The following is a 3,057-nucleotide window of genomic DNA, read 5'->3' on the forward strand; positions in this document are numbered from 1 at the left end:
CTGGACATGGCGAAAGGCCAGGGCCGACCGCAGCGAGCACCGGGCTCTGGACGCCACGCAGCGGAGCGGAGGACCTGGACGACGCCTTCCTGATCGAGTTGTTCGATGCCCTTGCGGAACTGCTTGTAGCGCCCGATCAAGCGCAGGCGTCTCCGACGTCGGCGCGCCCGCCGCGATCGACGAAGACCTCGATCGGCGAGCCGAACGTGCCGTTTGGCCGCTCGCAGGTGAGCGTCCACGTCTCCTGGATCCCGGTCTCGGTGCGCGGGAGCGGGCTCTGGAACGTCACACCGCCGTTGCCCCAGTCGTCGAACGCCTGGCCGTCGACCTGGTCGTAGTTGACGATCACGGCCGTGTACGTCCCCGCCGGCGGATCGAAGAGCACCGCGTCCTCGGTCGTGTCGCCGAACGACGCGGACTGCGCGACAACGTTGCCCGCCGCGTCGTAGACGTAGACGTCCCAGTCGGTATTCGGGTCGGCCCAGTCGATGTGGACCGTGAACTTGCCGTTGTCGACGGCCGGCAGGCCCGCGACGTCGAACTCGACCTCCTCGTGCGCTCCCGCGAGCGGGTCGCCAGTGTTCTCGCCCGGCTGGCCGTCCGGGTTGGGCAACGCGATCGGATCCTGCGGCGGGCCCTGCGCATCGCGCCCGTCGCGTCCGGCGACGACCGGGCGCGTGGACGGGTTGACGTTCCACTCGAACGCCGGGCCGTCGGTGACCATCGAGTACTCCAGCGTGTCCTGGAACGTCTGGACCGGCCCGATGTCCGATCCGAAGTCGTCGTTCCAGACCGGCGAGGTCTCGGTGGTGACCGTCTTGGTGATCGTCAGCGTCGAGCCTGCCGGAGCCGAGCCCTCGATGACCGAGTGCAGGTCCTCCTGCTTGGTCGACGCGAGCATCTCGTAGTACGCCTCGCGGTTGCCGCCCTTGCCGGCGCCCGCCGTCTGGCCGCGGCCGAGATACTCGTCGACCACGCTGTTGTTGTACGGCGGGTGGAACCCGTTCGGCCCGATCTCGAACGTGTATCCGAGCGAGCCGGCGGTCCAGAACGTCCAGTCCTCGGTGCTGCCCGTCGTGTCGTAGAGCCCGTAGCCCGGGATGTTCGCGTAGCCGTTGTGGCTGGTCATACGCGCGCCGAGCGCCTTGTACAGCGACTCCTCCAGCGGGGCGCCCATGTCGGCGACGCCCGGGGGACGCAGCACCAGGTTGGAGAACGTGTGGTTCGTGATGAGGTTCGTGATCGAGCGCGTCGACTGCAGTTCGCGGATGTTCTGGATCTCCGGCTCCGAGAACGGCGCGTCGCCGCGGAACGTGTCGCTGGACCAGTTCACGCTCGCGCCGCCGCCGCCCCACAGGCCGCCGTAGTTGCGGTTGGGGTCGGTGCCGCGCAGGCGCCCGGCGGCGTTGTCCCCGCAGGTGCCGCTCGCGTACTGCGCCGGAGTAGTCGTCGAGATCCGACAGTTCTTGCGCTTCATCTCGTAGTCGAACAGGCCGAAGGACGCGCTGAAGCCGGCGTGCTGCGCCTCGCGCGAGAGGTTGAAGCCGTCGGGGTTGACGATCGGCACGACGATCGTGCGCGTGGTGTTGACGAGGTCCGTCGTACGGCTGCTGGTGCCGTAGTTAGTCAGCAGGTCGTACGCGAACTCGATCGCGTGTTCCGACGACGGCCACTCACGCGCGTGATGGACGCCGAGCTGCAGGAAGATCGGCTTGCCGTCCCGCGCGGTCGGGTCCTGGGTGATCTCGATGCCGTTGACGTCGCGGCCCTCGAGCGACTCGTGATTGAGCGTCAGCTCCTTCACGAGTCCCGGATAGCGCATGGCCAGCTGCTTGAGCTCGAGGTTGTAGTCGGCGAGATGGCGGTAGGCGTTGCTGCCGCTGGGCAGCTGGGTCTTGGGGTTCGACGCCGCGAACTTGGCGTCGGCCGCCTTGTCCGCCTTCGAGCGCGCCTCGAGATCGGCGATCCGGACGCCGTAGGTGAAGCCGGCGTCGCGCAGCTTGCGCTCGTCGGCGGTGCCATGCAGGACGACCTCGACGGAGTTCGAGTCGCCGTGCTCGGTGAGATCGAGGCCGAGGCTCTGCAGCCGCTGCTTCTGCTTGCGGGTGGGCGTGCTGACGTCGACGATCTTCACCTTGCCGATGGAGCGCTCTGCGATCTCGACGAAGTCGACCGACAGGTCGGCGCTCGACGCGCTGCCGCGGAAGCGGCACGCCTGCACGCGCAGCTTCTGGCCCTTCTTGACGAAGCCCTCCGCCAGCTCGTTGGACGCGAAGCCGGCCGAGCCGGCGATCGTGCGCCCCGAGCTGAAGTCGAAGACGCCGAGGTCCCAGTCGCCACCGCCCGACAGGCGCGCGCGGACGAGGCCCGTGGAAGGCGCGGTCGCCGTGACCGTCTGCGTGCCGGTGGCCCCACCGACGTACTTCGCATGACACGAGCGGTCGACGGCCGTCGCGGCCGTGACCTTCTGACTGTCTGCCGCTGCGGTCGACCCGATGGCGGCGGGCGAGTTGCCCTGAGCGGGGGTCCCCAAGGCCGCTACGCCGACGACCGCTGCCGTCAGGGACAGGGGCACCAAGGCCCGCCGCATGTTCGAGAATCGAGTCATCACTGGTGTCTCCTTTGACCCAGGGGATGGTGATCGCAAACGCGAAAGCGCGCCTCCTGCCGTGATGCGCCCGAGAGGAGCAAGAACTTCACAGTTCTACGGCTGAGCCCCTGGGGCAATAGCCCAAACGGGCCAACGGATCGGCCGCAGTCAGCCGCCCAAGGAGAGGCTGGCGGTCAGGCGCCAGGCTCCGCTCGTGGTCGGTCCTGCAGTCATCGATCCTCCGACCGCGTCGAGACGCGACCGGCGCCGGTGCCGGCTGCCCCGTTGATGACTTCCACCTTCAACCCGCGCGGCTGGGTCACCCGCGCAGGCCCCGAATCGCTGGACGTTTACTAGTCGTAAACCCCCGCAGAAGTGGGCCGATTCGCGCTTCCGGAAGCAAACCAAGCCACATCTCCGAGCGATGTTGCGCAGGTCAGGGCCCAATTCAGCAGCCGCAGGCTTGG

The 3,057-nt window shown here is 68.3% G+C and carries 1 protein-coding gene; it reads right to left on the bottom strand.

Features of this window, described 5'->3' with window-relative positions; genetic code table 11:
• Nucleotides 1–136: 136 nt before the first annotated feature.
• Complete coding sequence (locus VFX99_RS07045; RefSeq protein ID WP_329665593.1) at nucleotides 137–2,608, bottom strand: M14 family zinc carboxypeptidase; 2,472 nt, start codon at nucleotides 2,606–2,608, stop codon at nucleotides 137–139.
• Nucleotides 2,609–3,057: the final 449 nt, after the last annotated feature.

Origin of the sequence: Microbacterium sp. (assembly GCF_036277215.1) — a bacterium.
GTDB lineage: Bacteria > Actinomycetota > Actinomycetes > Actinomycetales > Microbacteriaceae > Microbacterium.